The organism is Nitrosomonas sp. (assembly GCF_019752415.1).
Lineage (GTDB): Bacteria > Pseudomonadota > Gammaproteobacteria > Burkholderiales > Nitrosomonadaceae > Nitrosomonas.
In genome coordinates this window covers 25,365-45,484 of sequence record NZ_JAIEME010000042.1, presented here as the reverse complement: position 1 = coordinate 45,484, position 20,120 = coordinate 25,365, and the positions used below count along the sequence as shown (strand labels likewise).

Genomic DNA, 20,120 nt, shown 5'->3' with positions numbered 1-20,120 from the left:
AGCTCCTCCGGGTTTTTATCTGCTTTATGCCTGGAACGCTGCAGGGGTACCATCCATTGCTAAGATTATCCATATTGGCTAGATTGTCAGGGGCACCAATCATAATAACTTTTATAACAGAACTGTTAATCGGCACACTAGGAATCTAATAAAGGAAGTAGTTTGTGATGACCGAACGCTTTATTAGGCTCAGTGTATTCGGATTCCACCAGGACCAGAAAGCCTGAATTTCCAACTGCGGGGTGAATACATTGACGCCAAACATTCTTCTGTTAATCTCTGCGAGTTTAATTCCTCGTCTCTTGGGTCGAAAGCTGGCTGGAAACCAGCAGATTGAAGAGTTCAGCTAATACCCCGCTGCTTGCGGCGGGGTGCTTTATCTTTGAGGCATGTAACAAAGAATATGCCTTTCTCTGTCAGTTGGTTATGCCAGTCATAATTGCTGCAACCCCTCGGCGACTACAATGCGGCCTGATGGAAATATGAATAGACGAAGGTCAATAGCAGATGCATTTAATGCGTAGACCGTATTGGTCAGATTGACACCGAAGCTGTTGTTGCGATACAGTTTACGTGCACGTCAGATCAGCAATATCGCCAGGTCTTCCCAGATGTTCCAGTTGCGCGCTTCGTTGACGTCTGCCAATGTCAAACGTTTGACGGGTGCTCGAAATTGCTCGGTACAACTCTGATTACGAACGCTCAAATCGCCGCCATTATGAGCTTCGATTCTCGCGAAGTTCGTCCATGGCACAAACTCCATGAATTGTGCGAACAGCATTTTTCCAAAATTCATACACCACCTCCAGAAAACTTAACTTCTGGAGATTACTCGAACCCGAATTTGCGAAATATGATTTCAAATCGGTACCAAAATATTTTCTCGGAGAGCCGCTTCAGTACTTGGCTCTATCGTTTTAGTAGCTCACTTAACCGAATACTACTGATTTACCCCGTCACTCAGTAGTTTAATGTGTTTCCAAACTCAACTACTTTGCATTGAAAGTGCACAGTGGTTTTGAGTACCATAGCTAGCTCGACTGGTTGCATATCAATCAAACCAGCCCTAACGGGGGTTCGTCCATCAGCGCGATCTGCTCGCGCAATTCCAGTATTCGTTCTTGCCAATAGCGTTGCGTATTAAACCACGGGAATGCTTGTTTAAAGGCTGGGTCGTCCCATCGCTGTGCTAGCCATGCGGAATAATGAATCAGGCGCAAGGTACGGAGTGCTTCGATCAGATGCACTTCATTTGAATCAAAATCGCAAAAATCTTCATACCCTACTAGCACGTCATTCAACTGTCGTACCATATCTGTGCGCTCACCCGATAACAACATCCATAAGTCCTGCACAGCAGGACCCATGCGGCTATCGTCAAAATCCACGAAGTGCGGGCCGCTATCTGTCCATAGCACATTACCCGCATGGCAATCTCCATGCAGGCGTAACGCTTTCATATGGTTTCCGGCACGTTCAAAGCAAAGACGAATACCGGTCAGTGCCTGCTCAGCCACGCTATGATAGGCAGTTTCAAGATCGGCCGGAATAAAATTATTTGTCATTAAGAAATCAAGCGGTTTTACACCAAAACTTGCTATATCCAGTGTGGGGCGATGCTGGAACGGCTTAAGTGCGCCAATGGCGTGGATACGACCCAAAAAGCGCCCCATCCATTCCAGCGTGTTCCGGTCTTCAAATTCTGGTGCACGTCCACCGTGTTTGGAAAAAACGGCGAAGCGGAATTCTTCGACAGTGTGCAGGGTTTTTCCATCCAACACCAATGCAGGTACCACAGGAATCTCGTGTTCGGCCAATTCCTGTACGAAAGCGTGTTCTTCAAGTATGGCCTCATTTGTCCAACGCCCTGGCCGATAGAATTTTGCTACCAGCGGCAAGCCTTCTTCCATGCCAACCTGATAGACGCGGTTCTCATAGCTGTTCAGCGCTAACAGTCTGCCATCACTGTGGCATCCCAAGCTATCTAACGCATTCATGACGCAATCGGGGGTAAGTAAAGAGAAAGCTAGCGTCACTGTATTGGCTCTTTACGCATTGATTTATTCTCCAAAGGAGGGTTGATCTTAACCAACCCCAAATCATTCCAACCAGCGTGACCCAAATCGCGCAATGTCGCAATGTTCTTATCGAATATTTTCCCGGCCTCTGGAAAAACCAATACCGCCCGCATGACACTGGCTTCGCGCAGCAGATGCATCATAGGATATGGCGACCGGTTGGTATAGTTTTCGATATCGTCCGGTTGTGTTCCGGAAAATTGATACTGCGGGTGAAAACTGGCGACTTGCAACACATTTTCCAAACCCATGTCTTCCAGCGCCAAATCGGCCACACTGAGAAAATCGTTGTAGTCGAGAAAATCAGTGAGTACATAGGGATGAACCAGCAAGGTTGTGTCGATATCTTCTGCTGAAGTTTCAGCCAATATTTCCAGTGCGTGCATCAGGTCATTTAGCAAATCCTCATGCGTGGTTGCACTGCTCACTATATAACTTATCTGATTTTTCACGCGTACGGCCTTCGCGAACGGGCACAGATTGAGGCCGATGACGGCACGCTCCAACCACAGTTTGGTCGCAACTATTATTTTTTCGTTTGTTGCGATATCCATAGTAATTTTAAATACCCCAGAAAATTAAGTCATGCGCGTCGATACGAGCTGACAATTTCGAATTCGTTTTAGTAAAAAATTAATTGATTAGCTTTGCCGGAGCCAAGCCGGTTAATTAGCGGGCTCCGTAACTTGGCGAAAACATGGTTTAGCGGGCAGTATCCATGGGATCGCTACAATTAAAATATTATTACTCCTCTTCAACTTTGCCGCGCAACGACTTTCTGCGACTCTGAGTCGCTTTGCCTTCCAAACGTTTTGTCTTAGAAGCTCTAGTTGGCTTAGTGGGTTCCCGTAGCTTCATTTGGATAGTGACACTCTTAATAATCTCCACCAGTCGATTGAGTGCATCTTCTTTGTTCTTAATCTGACTGCGATACCGCTGCGCCTTGATAATAACAACGCCTTCACTAGAGACTCGACTATCATTTAAATTCAGCAGTCTTTCTTTGTATATTTCTGACAAAGATGACGCTTTTATATCGAACCGCAAATGAATCGCAGTCGACACTTTGTTCACATTTTGTCCACCTGAACCTTGTGAGCGTATCGCCTGGATTTCGATCTCCGCCAAGGGTATTGCCAGATTATCTGATATTCTCAACATGATTAGTCGTTTAGATTCCGCTTCATTATTAATGATTACTACTTATTTAAAGCGAAATTATCTTATCTTTCATCAGATTACTTTACCATCCTAACCAGCGAGCAAAAGTAACTACCCCCGGTATTATGTCATTGTTCTTGCGTATCCAACTGTCTGTGATAGCAATACCTGTTGATTGTGTGCCAATCCGAGTGCATCGGCAATCGCAGCGCAATTGATCCAGGCGCGAATTACAGTAGCCAAACCATTACTGACAGCGAACAAGTATACATTTTTGGCAATAGCACCTGCTGCGACAGCGGCGTAGGATTCTCGTTGTCCTGTCGGCACTAGATGCATCCTCGTATAATCGGCTACATACACCAGATCCAGCGGTGCTTCATCGGCGAAATCTTGATAGCCCGTAATGCGCCTCAAGTCACTTGCTGCTACCAGATGCAGCCTGACCAGGTCATCTTCCCTTTTAAGCGATCAATAGCAATATCCGTCTGCTCTAGCTCTAGACTTAGTTCAAGTGGCGACAGCAAAGTGTGCGCACTATGTAATTCATCGGCTTTATAGCAAGCCGTATCTTATTTGATTATATTCTTTAATGACTTTACCCTGAAGTATTTATACAATTTACAGAAAGCAGATCTACACCTGCATCGAATTATGTATTGCACCCGGAAATGATTTATGTGAAAACAGTTTTTCTCGGTCGAAAATATATTCTAACGAATTTAATCAGATCATAACTCTGAACGATAGGTTGAATTAGTTTGTGGCAACCACCACAACGAATAACATTTTTCAACGATCTAATTTAAATTTTAGATAGAAAAACTAATAAATATAAGACCATGTTCGCGTTAAATGTTGATACCTCAAAACGCCCAAAGCGGCTCGTAATATATATGCATTTTTGGTTTCATCTAAAATACGTCACCATCCGAAATAGTTGGATAGGTAACGGGTACCCACGCTATGAAAACGATCAGAGGGTGTTTCTACATGAAGCTGGCAAATCAGGAAATAAAGCAGAAAACCCAAATAAATTTGCTCCACGCGCTCTGCACCTATCCCCGCGGCAAGACCACGGGGAATCGCAAATTCACTTCCTGGAGATCATGGACTTGTTATACTGGTACAACCATTCAACGCCAAGGGGTAACGATATCGATATCTCTTTAATGCCACAGCTAGAATGCTTTATGGGTATTTACTCTGGAAAGTAAAAACGCCCGAGAATCTCCACCAGAAGTGTCTTCCAAGATCTCCATCCGCCAATCTGTCCAGCATGGCTCGCTATCCTTGTTCTTTGGAAAATGGAGCGAGGAATTCGAATAGAACCTAACGAAATACTAGCGTTCTATCTGGTCAACGGCCAGCCAATTAACAGTACCGTTATAGTGACAACACCGGCCATGATATTCATCGGTATCCCAGCACGCAGGAAATCAGTAAATCGATACTCTCCGGGGCCATAAACCATCATATTCGTCTGATACCCTAATGGTGTTGCGAAACTAGCAGAAGCCGCCATCATGATAGCGAACACAAAAGGCTCATTACTTAAGCTGGCTTTCTCTGTAATTTCCAGCACAATCGGCAGCATTAAAAGCGCTGCGGCATTATTGGTAATGACTTCGGTTAATATTGAGATGGATATATAGACCAAAATGAGTAGCAGCCAGGGTGTACCACCGCTCAAATCCACGATATTTGCCGCAAGATATTTGGCGACACCGGTTTTCTCCAAAGCCATACCCAAGGCAAATGATGATGCAATCGTAATGATAACCGTCAAATCAAGACTTCTTTCTGCCTGATTGGCAGAACAACAGCCAGAAATAATCATCAGACCGGCGCCAATCAGTGCCGCATTAAGCATAGTTATGACTTCAAAGCTTGCTGCTGCTACAACTCCTACGAGAATAGCCCAAGCAACATACGCACGTTCATGACGCGGCGATTCTGTGTTCAGATCATTAATCAGCAGAAAATCCTTGTTATAGCGCTGGCGGCTGACAAAAGCCGGTCTTGCTTCCAGCAACAACGTATCACCGGCCTGCAATATGATGCTTCCAAGATTGCCTTTAATGCGCTCGCCATTACGTGCTACAGCCAATACTGCTGCGCCATAGCGAGAACGAAAGCGCGCATCGCGAATCGCGTACCCCAGTGCTGCACAATGTGGTGACACGACGGCTTCGATCAAACGCCGTTCAGCATGTTGCATGGTGAACGCTTGAGTTTGTTCTTCCTCAGTCGATGGAACAATTCCATTAATTCGCATCAAATCAGAGATTGCGTCGGTATCACCGGCAAATACCAACCGATCACCACCTTGAAGCACTTCTTCGGGTGAGACCACGGTAATCGCGGTTCCATTTCGATCAATCTCAACCAGGTATACGCGTTGTAAGTGCCTTAACCCGGCCTGCTCGATAGTTTTTCCGACCAAGGGACCATTGGGTGCGATGGAGACTTCCAGAGTAAACTCGCGCAGATTGGAAAAGACCTGGCCTTGCGTCCGGTCTGGCAACAACTTTGGAAAGGCTAGCCACATTAATAAAAAACCGGCAATGGCAACGGGTATACCGACAGCCGTTATCGAAAACAAAGAAAAACCGGATTCACCGGTCAACACCTGATACTGACCGTTAACGATCAGATTGGTGCTAGTTCCAATCAATGTAATCGTGCCGCCCAAAATAGCGGTATAGCTTAACGGAATCATCAACTTCGAAGGCGAAATCCCAATCTTGCGCGACCAGCTATAAATGGCCGGAATCATGGTGGCAACCACCGGAGTGTTATTCAGAAAGCTGCTAAGAAACACGACCGGGAAAAACATCCTGGAAATTGCGCCTCGCACCGTTTTCGGTCTGCCTAACAAGGCAGTCACTAGTAAATCGATCGCGCCGGAGGCATGCATCCCTGCGGCAACTACAAACATGCCCGCAACGGTAATCAACCCTGAGTTACTAAACCCACTTAACGCATCGTTAGCGCTCAGAATTCCGGATGCACTGAGTATCGTCAGCGCCCCAAGCATGACTAAATGCGGACCAATCCGAGTAAAGATAAGTGTCGCCAACACAGCGATGCATAGAATCAGTGCAAACCAGCCTTGCCATTCCATAGTTTTATACTCCTGAGAAAATATTCGAAATATACCGTAGTTACTGATACGGCTATAAATAATTAATTATTATAATGATATGTCTACAAATTATATGTAGCCGTTCAGACAGATTTAAAATCTAAAAGGTTTCTCCGGTTATCAGCTAAACTTACTGGCACTTGAAAATCACCGTTGACCGTACGTGTGGTTAATTGACGGCATGATTTCAATAAACTTTTGCAGAATCGTTTGTTTCAAAATACACAATGTGGAAACCCCAATGCATAAGACCCTTATTTCATTCCTATTTAGCCTGAGTTTAACGATGGCAACTTCCAGTTTCGCGCACCAACACATCCGCCCCGGGCTATGGGAAATCACCACAAAATCGGATTTGTTGGCGCTGGTGCCGCATATTCCCTCGGAACAAATGCAGCAACTCAGCGACCTCGCCCGTCGCTATGGCCTTCAACTGCCTCAAATAGAAAATGGCGCAGCCACCTCAAAAATCTGCATCACAGCAGAAATGGCAAAACAGGCAATTCCCGCCTATTTTTATGAAGACCGTTCCGGCTGCATCGTCCAGAATGCAAAACGTATCGGCAACAGCTATGAATTGGATCTCGTCTGTACAAACCAGCATTTCCAAGGCAATGGAACCGCACGAGGGACTTTCAGCAGCCCGGAAAACTTCTCTGGAAATACCGAATTCGACAGCACCGTAAATGGCACGCCGGTTCATGCATTGGCTGAAACGTACGGTCGCTGGGTTGGCGAACGCTGCACTGCAGTCAATCCGTTGCAATGATTGAGAGTTTTCTATTCCGAATAGACGCTACAAATAAACGGTTAGAGAATTAAATTCCCTTGCTGAAGAATTACTCGGCGCAAACCTGTTCTGCCATTTCATATATCCATTCCAGCCTGCGTTAGCTCAGATTAGATCGTACAGTTTATACATGAAAGAATGCATCTTGACCTGTTTTTAATCCCACCGCAGCAATGTAAATAGTTTTTCATCAACCTGCTAAATTTATCTCTCGCAATTTTTGTGTGATAATCAACTCGCATTCCAGAATTGCCAGAAAGCTTTTCCACAATAAAACCAATAAATTAAACTTTTTTGCGTATCTAGAAGCAGTCTCTCCGAAGTTCAACTTAATTGTAAGGTAAAAACTATGACTCCTTTTCTTAGTGAATTAATAGGTACTTTTATACTGGTTTTATTGGGTAACGGTGTCGTTGCCAACGTCGTACTGAATAAATCCAAGGGCAATAATGCCGGATGGCTAACCATCGCAGCCGGTTGGGGCATTGCGCTTTTCGTGGCGGTTTATGCCGTGGCCGCTTCCAGTGGCGCGCATTTAAACCCTGCGGTGAGTATCGGTCTCGCTGCTGCGGGTAAGTTTGCATGGGATTTGGTACCGATTTATGCGTTGGGACAAATGCTTGGCGCGATGCTGGGTGCATTGATTGTCTGGATCACCTATCGTCAGCATTTTAACGCAACGACCGATCCAGATATGCAACTCGCGGCATTTTGCACCGGACCAGCAATTCGCAGCCCGTTCAATAACATCATTACGGAAGCAGTCGGCACATTCATGTTGGTGTTTGGCGTGATGATGATGGCTGCGCCGCAGGAAGGTCTGGGTACATTGAATGCCTTACCGGCTGCACTGCTACTGTTTGGTATCGGCTTATCACTCGGCGGACCTACTGGCTTTGCAGTTAATCCCGCACGTGACCTGGGGCCGCGCATTATGCATGCGATTCTCCCAATGAACAATAAACGCGACAGTGATTGGGGTTACGCCTATGTACCAATAGTGGGAGGTATTATCGGCGGACTGATTGCAGCGGTGGTTTATTCGGCGCTGTAAAGATTTATCAAATTATTAGAGGGTCTCTGAATAGCCCACATTTGTCATTCTGAATGCAATGAGTAATCTTATGCAACTCATTCTACAGACTTCTCACTTTGCCCGAAATGACAGTTATTCAGCGGTTCCTTAAGGAAGTTTCTTCGATAGGCTCAGGACGAACGGTAATAGATTGATTACGTTCGTGGTGGGCTTGTCGAACCATGAATGTAATCAACTTAATCAGAGCTTCCTTAAGTTATGCCGCACACTCTCCCATAGCTTCTGCAATCGTTTACTCGATACCGGATACGGCGTCTTCAATTCCTGCGCGAAAAGCGATATGCGTAATTCCTCGATCTGCCAGCGAAATTCATTAAGGTTCTCATCAATCAGCCCGATTTTCTGATGCTTTTCCCGGCACTGCACATATTGTTGCCAGATTGCGGCCACTTCCCTGCTATTTCGTTCGTCGCGTTCCAGGTTGGTGGCTAGTTTTTCCAGGCGCAAAGTCATGCCTTTCACATAGCGCGGAAACTGTTGCAATCTTTTCCAAGAGGTATGGCTGAGAAATCCGGGATAAATCAGATTGTCGAGCTGCTCACTGAACTCAGCTTTTATTGTGTTGTTGCGAAGCGCTGTTAATCGCCCCATCAGGACTTGATACTCACTGCCTATTTGTTGCAGCAAACTGGCGAGTGCGGTCGCGACTTCCGGCAGGCGGCTTTTAGCGCGTTGGTTGTGTACTGCAAATTCGGATTCACTGCGCGGCAGTGGATCACCCCCCAGCAACGCGCGATCGATGATGGCGTTCAGCATATCTTGCTTCAGCTCTCCCGGATTCATCCGGGTCGATAATTGCAAGCTGGCTTGTTTGAGTCCGGGTAAATTCTTATCCAACTGTTTGAGCTGTTCTCTCAATGCCAAACACAATAACTGTCTTACCCCCAGGCGCATCGCTGTATCCGCCGCTTCTTGCGTATCGAATAGCCGGATAGCGACACAGTCTGTTTGCTCGATCAGCGCCGGATAACCAGTCAGTTGCTGACCATTGCGTTTAAACACCACTTCCGCCGGCAAATCGCCAAAATCCCACCGCGTGAGGGCATCGCGCTCAATACTGATTTTTTCGTTTCCGGCATCGCGTTTTACAAATGTCATTTGTGCGGCTTTGCCGAGCTGCATTTGCAGTTCGGCGAGATTGCGGCTCATGGCCAAATCTTGTCCTGCATCATCCTTCACTTGAATATTCATCAACAGATGCGTGGGCATGTCTTTGTCTTGCCAGGTTTCCGCGGGAACCGGCAGGTTGGTTTTTCTGAGAATGAATTTCTCTAAAGCATCCCGCAATGAGCCCTTTTGCAAAGTGTTCGACGTTCCCTGCAGAAATTCAGTGACGGATTCCGGCAATGGGACTAGGTTGCGGCGAATCTGCTTGGGTAATGCTTTTAAATACCAGGTCACTTTTTCACGAATCAAACCGGGAACCAGATAATCCAGTTGATTGGCATCCAACCGGTTGAGCAATGGCAACGGCACAGAAACGGTTACGCCGTCGAGCAGATGCGTGGGTTCAAAGCGGTAAGTAAGTGGTAACACGCTGCCATCGGACAGTGTCATGCTTTCTGGAAACTGCACTTCCGTGACATGACCGGCCTGATGGCGCATCAGCAATTCCCGTTTCAGATAAAGCAACTGGGAATCTTGTTGCTCAGCCTGTTTCCGCCATTTTTCAAATTCCGCACCGTTAGTTATTTTTTCCGGAATGATGGCATCGTAAAAAGCAAAAATTTCTTGCTCATCAACCAGCACATCCTGCCGCCGCGCTTTATGCTCCAGTTCCTCGATCTCATGAATCAGTTCTTGATTGTGCGTGAAGAAAGGCGCTTGCGTGACGTACTCCCCGGCAACCAGCGCCGAGCGGATAAAAACCTCGCGGGATTCTTTGGGATTGATCGGGCCGTAGTGGATCGGCCGTTTGGTAACAATGATTAAGCCATACAACGTGACGCGCTCATAAGCCACCACTTGCGCCTGTTTCTTTTCCCAATGCGGATCAAAATGGTGTTTCTTGCATAAATTCCCCGCGATTCTTTCCAGCCAGGTGGGCTCAATCCGGGCGACACAACGCGCATACAGCTTACTGGTTTCCATCAATTCCGCAGCGACGACCCATTTGGCTTTGCCTTTTTTGAGCACCGAGCCGGGAAAAATGGCGAACTTGATGCCGCGAGCCCCCAGATATTCGCCTTCCTTCTCGGTTTTAAACCCGATATTCCCGAGCAATCCGGCCAACAAAGCGCGATGGATCTCATCATACCCGGCGGGAATTTCGTTGGGTTTTAAACCGAGTTCACTGACCAGAACGTGCAATTGGCCATGAATCTCACGCCACTCGCGCAAGCGCCGGTAAGATAAGAAATGCTCCCGGCATTGGTCGACCAGTTTGCGGGTTGATTTCTTATGTTTCAATAACTCATCAAAGAAATCCCATAGCTTAAGGTAAGACAGAAAATCCGAGCGCTCATCCTGAAACCGGCGATGGGCATTATCGGCTGCCATCTGCTGATCAAATGGCCGGTCGCGCGGATCTTGCAAACTTAATGCAGCCGTAATGATCAGTATTTCGTGCAGGCAATTTTCATTTTTTGCCGCCAATATCATGCGGGCAATTTTGGGATCAATCGGAAATTTGGCCAAACGCCAGCCAATCGCCGTCAGTTGTCGGTCGTCATCAACAGCGCCCAGCTCTGCCAGCAATTGATAGCCATCGGTGATCATCCGCGGCGATGGCGGCTCCAGAAACGGAAAATCTTCCACATCGCCGATGTTAAGTGATTTCATGCGTAAAATTACCGTTGCCAGCGAAGAACGCAGAATTTCCGGGTCAGTAAATTCGACGCGCCCCTGAAAATCTGTTTCTGTATACAGGCGAATACAAACCCCGTTGGCTATCCGCCCGCAACGCCCTGCCCTTTGATTCGCCGATGCGCGCGAGATTTTCTCCACCAGCAACTGCTCGACCTTGTTGCGGTAACTGTAGCGGTTAACACGCGCCCATCCGGTATCTATGACGTAGTGGATACCTGGAACGGTCAACGACGTTTCGGCAACATTGGTGGCTAACACGATGCGGCGGGTATCGCCGGTCTGAAACACACGTTCCTGCTCGGCAAAGGATAAGCGCGCAAATAGCGGCAATATCTCCACGCCGGAAATACCTGTTCGAAAGCGATCAAAATGATGTTTGCGCAGTGTTTCGGCGGTCTCCCTGATCTCGCGCTCGCCGGGCAGGAAAACCAGAATATCGCCTGAGCCCAGCGATATCAATTCATCAACCGCATTGAGGATGGCTTTCTGCATATCGCCCTCCTCCTCATCGTCGACAACCGGCGGGTGGTAAAAGATTTCGACCGGATATAGCCTGCCGGTCACTTCAATCACCGGTGCATTGTTGAAATGCCGGGAAAAGCGCTGCGCGTCGATGGTGGCAGAAGTGACAATCAGCTTAAGGTCAGGCCGCTTCGGCAATAACTGGCTGATATAACCGAGCAGAAAATCAATATTCAAACTGCGCTCGTGAGCCTCATCGATAATCAATGTATCGTAGGCCTGCAACAGTGGATCGCCCTGTGTTTCAGCGAGCAGAATACCGTCCGTCATCAGTTTGACATAGGAATCCGCGCTGATTTTGTCCGAAAACCGCACTTTATAACCGACTGCCTGACCCAGCGGACTATTCAGCTCGGCAGAAATACGCGCGGCCACAGTACGCGCGGCGATGCGGCGCGGTTGCGTATGCCCGATCAATCCGTGCACACCGCGCTTGAGTTCCAAGCAGATTTTAGGGATTTGCGTGGTTTTACCCGACCCGGTCTCACCGGATACGATCACGACTTGATGGCTTTCGATGGCACGTTTGATTTCTTCCCGACGCAGATTGACCGGCAAATCTTCCGCATACGTTGGGCAGGGAAGATGAGCAAGACGCCTTGTGATGTCATCGGGAGAAAATTTTTTATAGGGATATCTATTCAATTGCACAGTGAGGGGGTTAAGGGATTAAGTCGCGAAAAGAGAATAATATGCTTATATTTTAAGCCATGATAAGATCGTCCCCTGTAGAATTTCCAAATAAAAAAACAATAATTCTTCATTATGGACCGGATACCAACTTGTTTTTCTTGATTCGCGACCTGACCCCGGCTGTGCTCCGCCAGCAAGCTTCGCTTGCTGTCTCCGCGCCCCTCAAGCTGCACGTTATGCATAGGAAGCTACGATGAACGAGTTCGTTGCGGTCATCGGCGGTTTGTTCACATTGGTGGCGGCCTTTTTCGCTTGGAAGCTTAAGACCGCGAGCGACGATGCAACTCGCAAGCTTGCTATCGAGAAGGAACGGAGAGATGAAATCAAACTGCTCTACGAGAACACTTTCATTCTCTTCGAGCAGGCTATTCGGCAAGTGAAGCAGAGAGAGCAATTCAGTCTTGGGTGCGAGTTCAGCCAAACAAACGCCAAGATGCATCTCGTAGCGCCGAAGCCCATCGCAGATCAATACCTCGTTGCGGCATCACTATTGGAAGATTGGTCGCAACTTCACGCAAAGGCGTCCCCGCGCCAGATCGACATCGGTGGTCAAACCGCCACATTGATTCAATCGCCCGATCCAACGGCTCCGTTCAAGGAGCCTGAGAAGAAGGCTCACGAATCGCTTCTTGTCGAGTTGCAGAAGCTCACCCAGCTAATGCGAGAGGATCTTGCCGCCTATGCATAACCTTTCAGTCGAGTGGACCTGCGCGAAAAGCCGCGCAGGCCGCTCACTTCCACGTTAGGCGTCAGAGGAACCAAAATGCTACCTACCCCTATATCGCGCCTCGTCGCTGCGCTAGCATCAATCTTTGGAATTACTGTCTTTGTTCTAATTCTAATTCCAAAACCCGAACATTTATCCTTCGAGATGGAACTTGCAAAGGCGCTACTGCAACTCGGTGTGGTTTCTGTTGTTGGTGTTGTAATTTCCGTACTTGTCTTCGAATATCAACGCGCTCGAAACAACACTGACAAGCAGAGAGATCTGGACCGTCGGGCGCTTGAGTATCGCGAAGACCTCCTGAAGTCTACACTCGCAAGAGCCATGGCTTCCTACAGCCAAGTTAAGAAGGCGCGTCGATTGTTTCGAGCAAAGGGCCTACAGATACACGAGGATCTGGAGGTCAACCTTGTAGTACCCGAAGTATGACCGTTGCCTCGAGACTATCAATGACGCACAGCTTGAACTCGAAAATTTAGCCCGCGACGTTGGCAACAGCAAGGTTGCATTTTCCAATGCGGATCAACTTGTTAACTCCATTCGTTCAATGGAGACTTATCTGTCAAATATCGTTGGTGAGTACGAAAAATTCCGAGGAACGCAGGCACTGCGGCAAGGGAAACTTGTGCTGGATGAACTCCTGGAACTCAACAATTTCCTAGCTCCAGCAAGGGATAGTCATTTCAAGCCCCAGCTCATCATTCCATACCACATAGTGCAAGAAGCCATACGCAAGGACCTTCTGCATCCAAATCTACCGCAGTGACGCCTAATTCCGAAATAGCACGGGGTCACGGAAATAAATAGCACGGGGTCAGGTCGCGAGTTGAGAATATAGCCAATGAATTAGAATTAGGCATAGCTTTGTTTAGCGGCCTTGTGATGTGCGCATCACCTGTTTCGGATTCGCACACAAGGGGTCAGGTCGCGAACAAAGAATGATAGTCATTCTCGAGGAGGCCATGGGTTTGCATGGATAACAGTAGACGTAAATTGCCCCCTTCAACCGTCCAGAACCACCACATTTAAGCTGAGTTTCAAACCATTTTTCACCGTAAACGTAGTGGTTCTGGCGGGATTCTGGCCATTTCTAGGATGAGTCTAGTCGCCCTTGCCAGTTAGGCTAGTTGGCAGATCACACGTGCACATGTGCATCAGCATTCCATGGAAATAAGCGGTATCGAACGTGATGAAGTACTTCAAAGGGAAGAGCACAATTGCAAGGGCGAGACGCTTCGGCGGCCGAGTAAAGAATTTCACTGGCAAGGTTTTTTTGGCTCAAGGGTATTTTGTTTCGACGGTTGGGCTTGGTGAAGGGATAGTAAGGAAAATATCCGCAACCAAGAGCATGAGGATGAACGCTACACAACCAAATGAAATCGACGTTTAGCGTTTAGGAGCTTGAGGCGCTTACCCAACAGAGCTGCTGGCTCTCCCGGAGGTAATTTAAATTAATTTATGCACGCCATCACAAAGTGGTAACAAAATCTAAAACTTCTTGTACGTGGCCGGGCACTTTGACACCGCGCCATTCTTTTCTCAATATACCCTTGGCATCTATAACAAAGGTACTACGTTCAACACCAATAACTTGCTTACCATACATATTTTTCATTTTAGTAACATCAAATAGCTTACAAACTTTTTCATCCTCATCGCTTAATAACTCAAAAGGAAATTGCATTTTTTCCTTAAAATTTTCGTGTGATGCAATACTGTCACGAGAAACACCCACAATTACACAGTTTTTCTTAGAAAAAGCCTGCCAATGAGCGCGAAAATCCTGACCCTCTGTTGTACAGCCTGGTGTATCATCTTTTGGATAAAAATAAATTACCACGTTCTTTCCAACGTTGGCTGCCAGTGAAAATTCCTTATCGCCAGTCGATGGCAATACAAAATCACTTACCACATGATCAAGTGCTATCATTATAATTCTATTATGGTATTTGTTTATTGATTACCACCGTAATCGTATTATTGCCAATCTTGACGGGATCACTAAACCCTTGAAGATCTCCGCTAGCAGGAACAGCCTGTCCTGATTTCGAAATTCTTGCTTCAATAACCACTTCGGGAAAGCTCGACATTTTCATGGTGGGTGTCATGGCCATATCATCAGTCAATGTAAATGTAGCTGGAAGATCACTTGCCTTCAAGCGCAAAATCGCTAAAGGCATTTTAGGTCCTGTTTTGGCCCGTGCATAAATAAACAAAGTGTCATTCGGTGATGTTTTTGATGCCAATTCTTGACTAATGGTTACTTGACCAGAAACTGAAAGCAATACTGGCTCAGTTGCAGCAACTGAATCTGAGGGGGCTTTCTCCGGCTGAGTATCGGTTGCTGGCTGTGAAGTTGTTGCTTTAGCTTGCTGTTCCGGTTCCGCTACCGTCCCTTTACCACCAGATGCCAATAATTTAGCTTCTGCAATGCTGGTTTTAACTGAGTTAGCCAATTGGGAGTCAGCAGGAATCACTTCCAATAATTTCTCCCAATGTGCTGCTGCTTGTTCGAATTTTTCTTGTTCAAACTCGACAGTCCCTGCCAATGCCAGGGCTTTTGGATACATTGGATCAATGCGCAGTGCTTCATAAATCAATTCAGCAGGTTTGCCCTTCAGGTTTCCTTGATTCTTCATTGCCAGCACATCAGCATAATCGCTGAGGATTTGCGGATTATCTGGAACCAGTTCAACCAGTTTTGCATAAGTATTACTGGCTTCAGCATAGCGCTCCATAATTGCATAGGTTCTACCCAGCATTATCCATCCTTCTATGTCTTCAGGGTTTTTTTCTAATCGTGCGATAAGATTTTCTAGAACTGAAGAAAAATTGTCATGACCCGCGGGCGAGTCGTTACCATTTCCGCGATTCATTTGGGTTGCATTGGCAAGCTGTGCTTGCGGCAACAATCCTCGCGTATCGCCAATAACCATATACAGAAAAACTGCAGCAAGTGGTAGAGTCAATGCTATAAAGGTTGATATCGCAATATTATGAATTTTTTTATTTTTCTTGATAACCATTTTTTCTTTCTCAGAAATATCTTGCAACATACGTTGCTGTAGCTCTTGCTTGCTTTTGTTATATTGTTCCTGGGTCAGGATATCATTTTCCAAATCATTATCAATCTCAGCGATTTGATCACGATAAACAGTTATATTTACAGCATCATGTTCTATATTTTCAAGCTGAGTATCTCTATTTCTTAGGAGCGTGGGAATAATAAATAGCAAAGCTGTTACGATAAAAATACCAGAAATAACCCAAAATGACGTCATACGTTCTTACCTTTTTTATTTTCATTCAGTAAAGCTTCAGCTCTCTCAAGTTGCACTTGAGAGAGTGATACATCTTCAATTTGTACACGACGGCGTCTTAGATAAACTATCAATGATCCCAATCCAATTATGAATAAAATCACAGGGCCAAACCATAAAAGTATTGTCGTGGGTTTTATTGGCGGGTTATAAAGAACAAAGTCTCCATACCGATCAACTAAAAACTGAACAATCTCCTGGTCGGTCTTATTTGCCTTAATTTGTTCACGGATTTCGCGCCTTATATCATTTGAAAAATCAGCACGAGAGTCAGCTATAGACTCATTCTGACAAACCAAGCAACGTAAATCCATTGTTAACGCCAGCATCCTCTTCTCGATCACTGGATCCTCTGCTACTGGAATAGCTTCTTTTGGCCAACCAACTGATGTAGTAATAAGGAATAAAAATAAAATAAAAACCAGCCCTTTTATTCCATTAAATTGCCGTGATACCACAAAGCGATACAAATCATTATTTTTAAGCATATGAGATCAATTATCTAGGCTTGCTTCTGTAACTCAATTATGAGAGGAATGATTGTTTTTTGTAATGAATCTACTGTTACTGGGCCAATTTGTTTATGTCTTATAATGCCCTTCTTATCAATTACATAAGTTTCAGGAACACCATAAACACCATAGTCAATTCCAACTCTTCCATCAGAGTCAACGATACTAATCGTATAAGGGTCGCCATAGCGTTTCAACCATTGCAATGCGGTAGTACGCTCATCTTTGTAATTTAGACCATATATCGGAACAATACCAGAATTAGCCAATTGAACCAGCAGAGGATGTTCATCACGACAAGCTACGCACCATGATGCCCATACATTCAGCATCCAGACTTTACCAAGATTATCTTTAGATGCCATCAGTCTATCGGGTTCATGCAAATGATTAAGTTGAAATATTGGCGCTGGCTTATCAATAAGCGGGGATGGAACTTGCCGTGGGTTTAATGTCAAGCCAACCAGCAAAAATGCTGCAAGCACTATAAAAGCAACTAATGGGATTAAATATCGCATCATGCTTTTCTAGTCTCCGTTGCCAATACAGCATTACTTACTGTAGGAGCCGCTGTCACAGGAACTTCTTCTTGTAAACTTTCTGCTGCTGTGTTTTTTACACTAACAGAACTTGTTTTGCTTATCTTCAAACGATAACGGCGATCAGTTACAGATAGAATCCCACCGATTGCCATCAACAGACATCCAAACCAAATCCAATCTACAAAGGGTTTGTGATAAGCGCGAACTACCCATGCATTATTGGCCAAAGGCTCACCCAGTGCAACATAAAGATCCCGGAATAAGCCCGTATCAATGGCCGCTTCAGTCATTGCCATACCTGACGCGTTATATGTACGCTTCTCAGGATGCAATTCACGAATAACCTTATCATCTTGAATAACAGCAATATCGCCACGCACCGCTTTGTAGTTAGGGCCTACGACATCACTTACTCCATTAAACTGGAATGTATAACCGCCAACCGTTACTTTGCTTCCAACGTCCATCCGTACATCTTTCTCGGTTTCATAACTATTCACCAGAGTTACACCGATAATAAAGACAGCCACACCTAAATGCGCACAGTGCATTCCATAATAACTTCTGGATTGACTAACTAGCCGGGAAACAATACTACCTTGCCCACTATTGTTTATTCGATGCTTTATGTTAACAAAAGCACAAACTATAATCCAGAAAGCTAACAATAAACCAAAGCTAACCATCGGTTTCCATTCACCCATAAAATACGGCGCGATCAAAGCAGAAACTACACTGACAGCAAAAGCCCAACGTAAGCGGATTGCTAATGTAGGCAAACTCATTTGTTTCCAACGCGAAATAGGACCAACACCAATAAGAAAAATAGCTGGTGTCATAACCGGTACGAATACAGCTTCAAAAAATGGCGGGCCAACCGATAGTTTGCCAAGTCCAAGTGCATCAATAATCAAAGGGTATAGTGTCCCGAGTAAAACACTGCTTGCTGCTACCAATAATAATAGGTTATTAGCCAACAACAATGATTCGCGTGACAACATATCAAACTTGCCACCCAAACCAACTTTAGGTGCTCGCCACGCGAACAACAACAACGAGCAGCTAATAACGATGACCAAGAATGCAAGGATAAATACGCCACGCGCAGGATCTGTCGCAAATGCATGAACTGAAGTCAGTACACCCGAGCGCACCAGGAATGTTCCCAACAAGCTTAATGCAAATGTGCTTATCGCCAGCAAAACCGTCCAGCTTTTGAAGCTGCCACGTTTTTCGGTAACCGCTAATGAATGAACCAGTGCCGTACCAACCAGCCAAGGCATAAATGATGCATTCTCTACGGGATCCCAGAACCACCAGCCACCCCATCCCAGCTCATAATAAGCCCACCAACTACCCAGCATAATTCCTATCGTCAAAAATACCCATGCAACAAGTGTCCAGGGTCGAGACCATCGTGCCCAAGTCGCATCTAATCTTCCACTAAGCAAGGCCGCAATGGCAAAAGCAAAAGCAACTGAAAAACCCACATATCCCATATAGAGCATGGGTGGATGTATCACCATACCAGCGTCTTGCAACAATGGATTTAAATCACTACCCTCTAATGCTGCTGGTAATAGTCGATCAAATGGGTTTGAAGTAAACAACATGAATAACAAGAAGCCTACACTCACTAATCCCAGCACACCAAGAACTCGCGCTACAATATCATCCGGCAGTTGCTTGCTAAAAACACTGACCGCAACAGACCAGCCTGCAAGCATCAATACCCATAATAATAAAGATCCTTCATGGGAACCCCAGGTAGCAGCTACCCGGAACTGAAAGGGCAGTTCAGAATTTGAGTTCTTTGCCACATTCATTACTGAAAAATCGCTACTAACAAACGAATACCCTAAACATAAAAAAGCTATTAAAACAAATACAAACTGTCCTTGCACTACCGGCCTCGCTAGTGCTATCCATGAAGGGATATTACGTGCCGCACCAATAATCGGTAGTGTTCCTTGGATTAAGGCCAATAGAAGCGCAAGTATTAGAGAGAAATTACCAATTTCTGGGATCATGATTATATCTTATAAGTTAATGATTATTCAGGATTAAATTATGATATGTTCAGGAATTAGCAAGAAATTCCTGAAGAAACCTTTATTGTGCCAAGGAGGCTTTCTGTGCTTTACCAGCCTGCTCTAAAGCTTCTGCAGCTTCAGGCGGCATATAATTTTCATCATGCTTAGCAAGTACTTCATCTGCCATAAAAATACCATCGGCAGATATCTTTCCCTGCGCGACAACACCTTTACCTTCTTTAAACAAATCTGGAAGGATACCTGTATATACTACTGGGATCGTCTTAGCTGTATCGGTCACCGAGAAGCGTACCGTTGTACTACTGTCTTCACGCTTAACACTACCTTCCTCTACTAATCCACCAATACGAAAGCTTTTTCCAATAGGTGCTTCTTTTGCAGCAACTTGTGATGGACTAAAGAAAAAAACCAGATTACTTTGGAAAGCATTTAGTACTAAAACAGAAGCGACACCCAATGCAGCAACCCCTGCAGTAATAATTGCAAGTTTCTTATGACGTGGTTTCATTTTTTATCTCTTTTTTATTTAAGCCGTTAATGAGACCGTACTGTCTCTCTAAAGTTCGGCGGCGATTTGAAATTAGAAAAATTTCACCGAGTATACAGATGAATGTCACAGCGTATGAACCCCAGACATAGAGTCCATATCCGCCCATCGCAAAAAACTCTGTC

General features: G+C 45.6%; 18 protein-coding genes and 2 pseudogenes. 6 read left to right on the top strand and 14 right to left on the bottom strand.

The window, feature by feature from the left end:
• The coding region (locus tag K2P83_RS14320; RefSeq protein ID WP_363279460.1) for a galactose oxidase-like domain-containing protein at positions 1-82 on the top strand (82 nt) is incomplete at its 5' end.
• A gap of 396 nt (positions 83-478) precedes the next feature.
• Here the strand turns inward: K2P83_RS14320 and K2P83_RS08210 are convergent.
• The 6 genes and pseudogenes from K2P83_RS08210 to K2P83_RS08185 all read right to left on the bottom strand — a co-directional run.
• Positions 479-796 (bottom strand): annotated as a pseudogene (locus K2P83_RS08210) (DUF4372 domain-containing protein); the annotation flags it as partial.
• Between the two features lie 259 nt (positions 797-1,055).
• Positions 1,056-1,997 (bottom strand): serine/threonine protein kinase, encoded by a 942-nt coding sequence (locus K2P83_RS08205; protein WP_292928105.1) that lies wholly within the window; start codon positions 1,995-1,997, stop codon positions 1,056-1,058.
• A gap of 35 nt (positions 1,998-2,032) precedes the next feature.
• Positions 2,033-2,632, bottom strand: a complete 600-nt coding sequence (locus K2P83_RS08200; protein WP_292928099.1) for a DUF1415 domain-containing protein — start codon at positions 2,630-2,632, stop codon at positions 2,033-2,035.
• Positions 2,633-2,822: 190 nt separating this feature from the next.
• Positions 2,823-3,239, bottom strand: coding sequence for an alternative ribosome rescue aminoacyl-tRNA hydrolase ArfB (gene arfB / locus K2P83_RS08195; protein ID WP_292928097.1), 417 nt, complete (start codon positions 3,237-3,239; stop codon positions 2,823-2,825).
• 123 nt (positions 3,240-3,362) lie between these two features.
• A complete protein-coding gene (locus tag K2P83_RS08190; RefSeq protein WP_292928095.1) occupies positions 3,363-3,656 on the bottom strand; it encodes a nitroreductase family protein in 294 nt (97 codons plus the stop codon).
• A gap of 934 nt (positions 3,657-4,590) precedes the next feature.
• Positions 4,591-6,366, bottom strand: a complete 1,776-nt coding sequence (locus tag K2P83_RS08185; protein WP_292928093.1) for an SLC13 family permease — start codon at positions 6,364-6,366, stop codon at positions 4,591-4,593.
• Between the two features lie 262 nt (positions 6,367-6,628).
• On the opposite strand from K2P83_RS08185, the gene K2P83_RS08180 reads away from it, so the two are divergent.
• Positions 6,629-7,156, top strand: coding sequence for a DUF3617 domain-containing protein (locus tag K2P83_RS08180; protein WP_292928091.1), 528 nt, complete (start codon positions 6,629-6,631; stop codon positions 7,154-7,156).
• A gap of 370 nt (positions 7,157-7,526) precedes the next feature.
• Positions 7,527-8,231, top strand: a complete 705-nt coding sequence (locus K2P83_RS08175; RefSeq protein ID WP_292928089.1) for an MIP/aquaporin family protein — start codon at positions 7,527-7,529, stop codon at positions 8,229-8,231.
• A 222-nt stretch (positions 8,232-8,453) separates the two neighbouring features.
• Here the strand turns inward: K2P83_RS08175 and hrpA are convergent, their stop codons facing one another.
• The gene (hrpA, locus tag K2P83_RS08170) at positions 8,454-12,254 is read right to left on the bottom strand and encodes an ATP-dependent RNA helicase HrpA (RefSeq protein ID WP_292928087.1); all 3,801 of its coding nucleotides are present in this window, start codon (positions 12,252-12,254) and stop codon (positions 8,454-8,456) included.
• A gap of 235 nt (positions 12,255-12,489) precedes the next feature.
• Between hrpA and K2P83_RS08165 the strand changes: the two genes are divergently transcribed.
• The 3 genes and pseudogenes from K2P83_RS08165 to K2P83_RS08155 all read left to right on the top strand — a co-directional run.
• Positions 12,490-12,984, top strand: coding sequence for a hypothetical protein (locus tag K2P83_RS08165; RefSeq protein WP_292928085.1), 495 nt, complete (start codon positions 12,490-12,492; stop codon positions 12,982-12,984).
• Between the two features lie 75 nt (positions 12,985-13,059).
• Complete coding sequence (locus K2P83_RS08160; protein ID WP_292928083.1) at positions 13,060-13,449, top strand: hypothetical protein; 390 nt, start codon at positions 13,060-13,062, stop codon at positions 13,447-13,449.
• A gap of 694 nt (positions 13,450-14,143) precedes the next feature.
• Positions 14,144-14,397, top strand: a pseudogene (locus K2P83_RS08155) (transposase); the annotation flags it as partial.
• A gap of 91 nt (positions 14,398-14,488) precedes the next feature.
• Here K2P83_RS08155 and K2P83_RS08150 read toward each other — a convergent pair.
• The 7 genes from K2P83_RS08150 to ccmD form a co-directional block, all read right to left on the bottom strand.
• Positions 14,489-14,950: a peroxiredoxin gene (locus tag K2P83_RS08150; RefSeq protein ID WP_292928081.1), complete on the bottom strand. Its 462-nt coding sequence runs from the start codon at positions 14,948-14,950 to the stop codon at positions 14,489-14,491.
• Between the two features lie 10 nt (positions 14,951-14,960).
• Entirely contained in the window at positions 14,961-16,301 is a 1,341-nt protein-coding gene (gene ccmI / locus K2P83_RS08145; RefSeq protein WP_292928079.1) for a c-type cytochrome biogenesis protein CcmI, read from the bottom strand.
• Complete coding sequence (locus K2P83_RS08140; protein ID WP_292928077.1) at positions 16,298-16,828, bottom strand: cytochrome c-type biogenesis protein; 531 nt, start codon at positions 16,826-16,828, stop codon at positions 16,298-16,300. Before K2P83_RS08140 ends, ccmI begins: the two co-directional genes overlap by 4 nt.
• Before the next feature lie 14 nt (positions 16,829-16,842).
• Positions 16,843-17,373, bottom strand: a complete 531-nt coding sequence (locus K2P83_RS08135) for a DsbE family thiol:disulfide interchange protein (RefSeq protein WP_292928075.1) — start codon at positions 17,371-17,373, stop codon at positions 16,843-16,845.
• Complete coding sequence (locus K2P83_RS08130) at positions 17,370-19,424, bottom strand: heme lyase CcmF/NrfE family subunit (protein ID WP_292928073.1); 2,055 nt, start codon at positions 19,422-19,424, stop codon at positions 17,370-17,372. Before K2P83_RS08130 ends, K2P83_RS08135 begins: the two co-directional genes overlap by 4 nt.
• Positions 19,425-19,506: 82 nt before the next feature.
• A complete protein-coding gene (gene ccmE, locus K2P83_RS08125; RefSeq protein ID WP_292928071.1) occupies positions 19,507-19,956 on the bottom strand; it encodes a cytochrome c maturation protein CcmE in 450 nt (149 codons plus the stop codon).
• Positions 19,940-20,104, bottom strand: coding sequence for a heme exporter protein CcmD (ccmD, locus tag K2P83_RS08120; RefSeq protein WP_292928103.1), 165 nt, complete (start codon positions 20,102-20,104; stop codon positions 19,940-19,942). Before ccmD ends, ccmE begins: the two co-directional genes overlap by 17 nt.
• Between the last annotated feature and the right edge of the window lie 16 nt (positions 20,105-20,120).

Excerpts from the sequence above, each read along its gene's own strand:
- ccmE (WP_292928071.1), bottom strand. The coding sequence starts at position 19,956 with ATGAAACCACGTCATAAGAAACTTGCAATTATTACTGCAGGGGTTGCT.
- K2P83_RS08160 (WP_292928083.1), top strand. The coding sequence starts at position 13,060 with ATGCTACCTACCCCTATATCGCGCCTCGTCGCTGCGCTAGCATCAATC.
- K2P83_RS08140 (WP_292928077.1), bottom strand. The coding sequence starts at position 16,828 with ATGCTTAAAAATAATGATTTGTATCGCTTTGTGGTATCACGGCAATTT.
- K2P83_RS08200 (WP_292928099.1), bottom strand. The coding sequence starts at position 2,632 with ATGGATATCGCAACAAACGAAAAAATAATAGTTGCGACCAAACTGTGG.
- K2P83_RS08135 (WP_292928075.1), bottom strand. The coding sequence starts at position 17,373 with ATGATGCGATATTTAATCCCATTAGTTGCTTTTATAGTGCTTGCAGCA.
- arfB (WP_292928097.1), bottom strand. The coding sequence starts at position 3,239 with ATGTTGAGAATATCAGATAATCTGGCAATACCCTTGGCGGAGATCGAA.
- K2P83_RS08175 (WP_292928089.1), top strand. The coding sequence starts at position 7,527 with ATGACTCCTTTTCTTAGTGAATTAATAGGTACTTTTATACTGGTTTTA.
- K2P83_RS08150 (WP_292928081.1), bottom strand. The coding sequence starts at position 14,950 with ATGATAGCACTTGATCATGTGGTAAGTGATTTTGTATTGCCATCGACT.
- K2P83_RS08165 (WP_292928085.1), top strand. The coding sequence starts at position 12,490 with ATGAACGAGTTCGTTGCGGTCATCGGCGGTTTGTTCACATTGGTGGCG.
- K2P83_RS08180 (WP_292928091.1), top strand. The coding sequence starts at position 6,629 with ATGCATAAGACCCTTATTTCATTCCTATTTAGCCTGAGTTTAACGATG.
- K2P83_RS08185 (WP_292928093.1), bottom strand. The coding sequence starts at position 6,366 with ATGGAATGGCAAGGCTGGTTTGCACTGATTCTATGCATCGCTGTGTTG.
- K2P83_RS08205 (WP_292928105.1), bottom strand. The coding sequence starts at position 1,997 with ATGAATGCGTTAGATAGCTTGGGATGCCACAGTGATGGCAGACTGTTA.
- ccmI (WP_292928079.1), bottom strand. The coding sequence starts at position 16,301 with ATGACGTCATTTTGGGTTATTTCTGGTATTTTTATCGTAACAGCTTTG.
- K2P83_RS08130 (WP_292928073.1), bottom strand. The coding sequence starts at position 19,424 with ATGATCCCAGAAATTGGTAATTTCTCTCTAATACTTGCGCTTCTATTG.
- ccmD (WP_292928103.1), bottom strand. The coding sequence starts at position 20,104 with ATGGGCGGATATGGACTCTATGTCTGGGGTTCATACGCTGTGACATTC.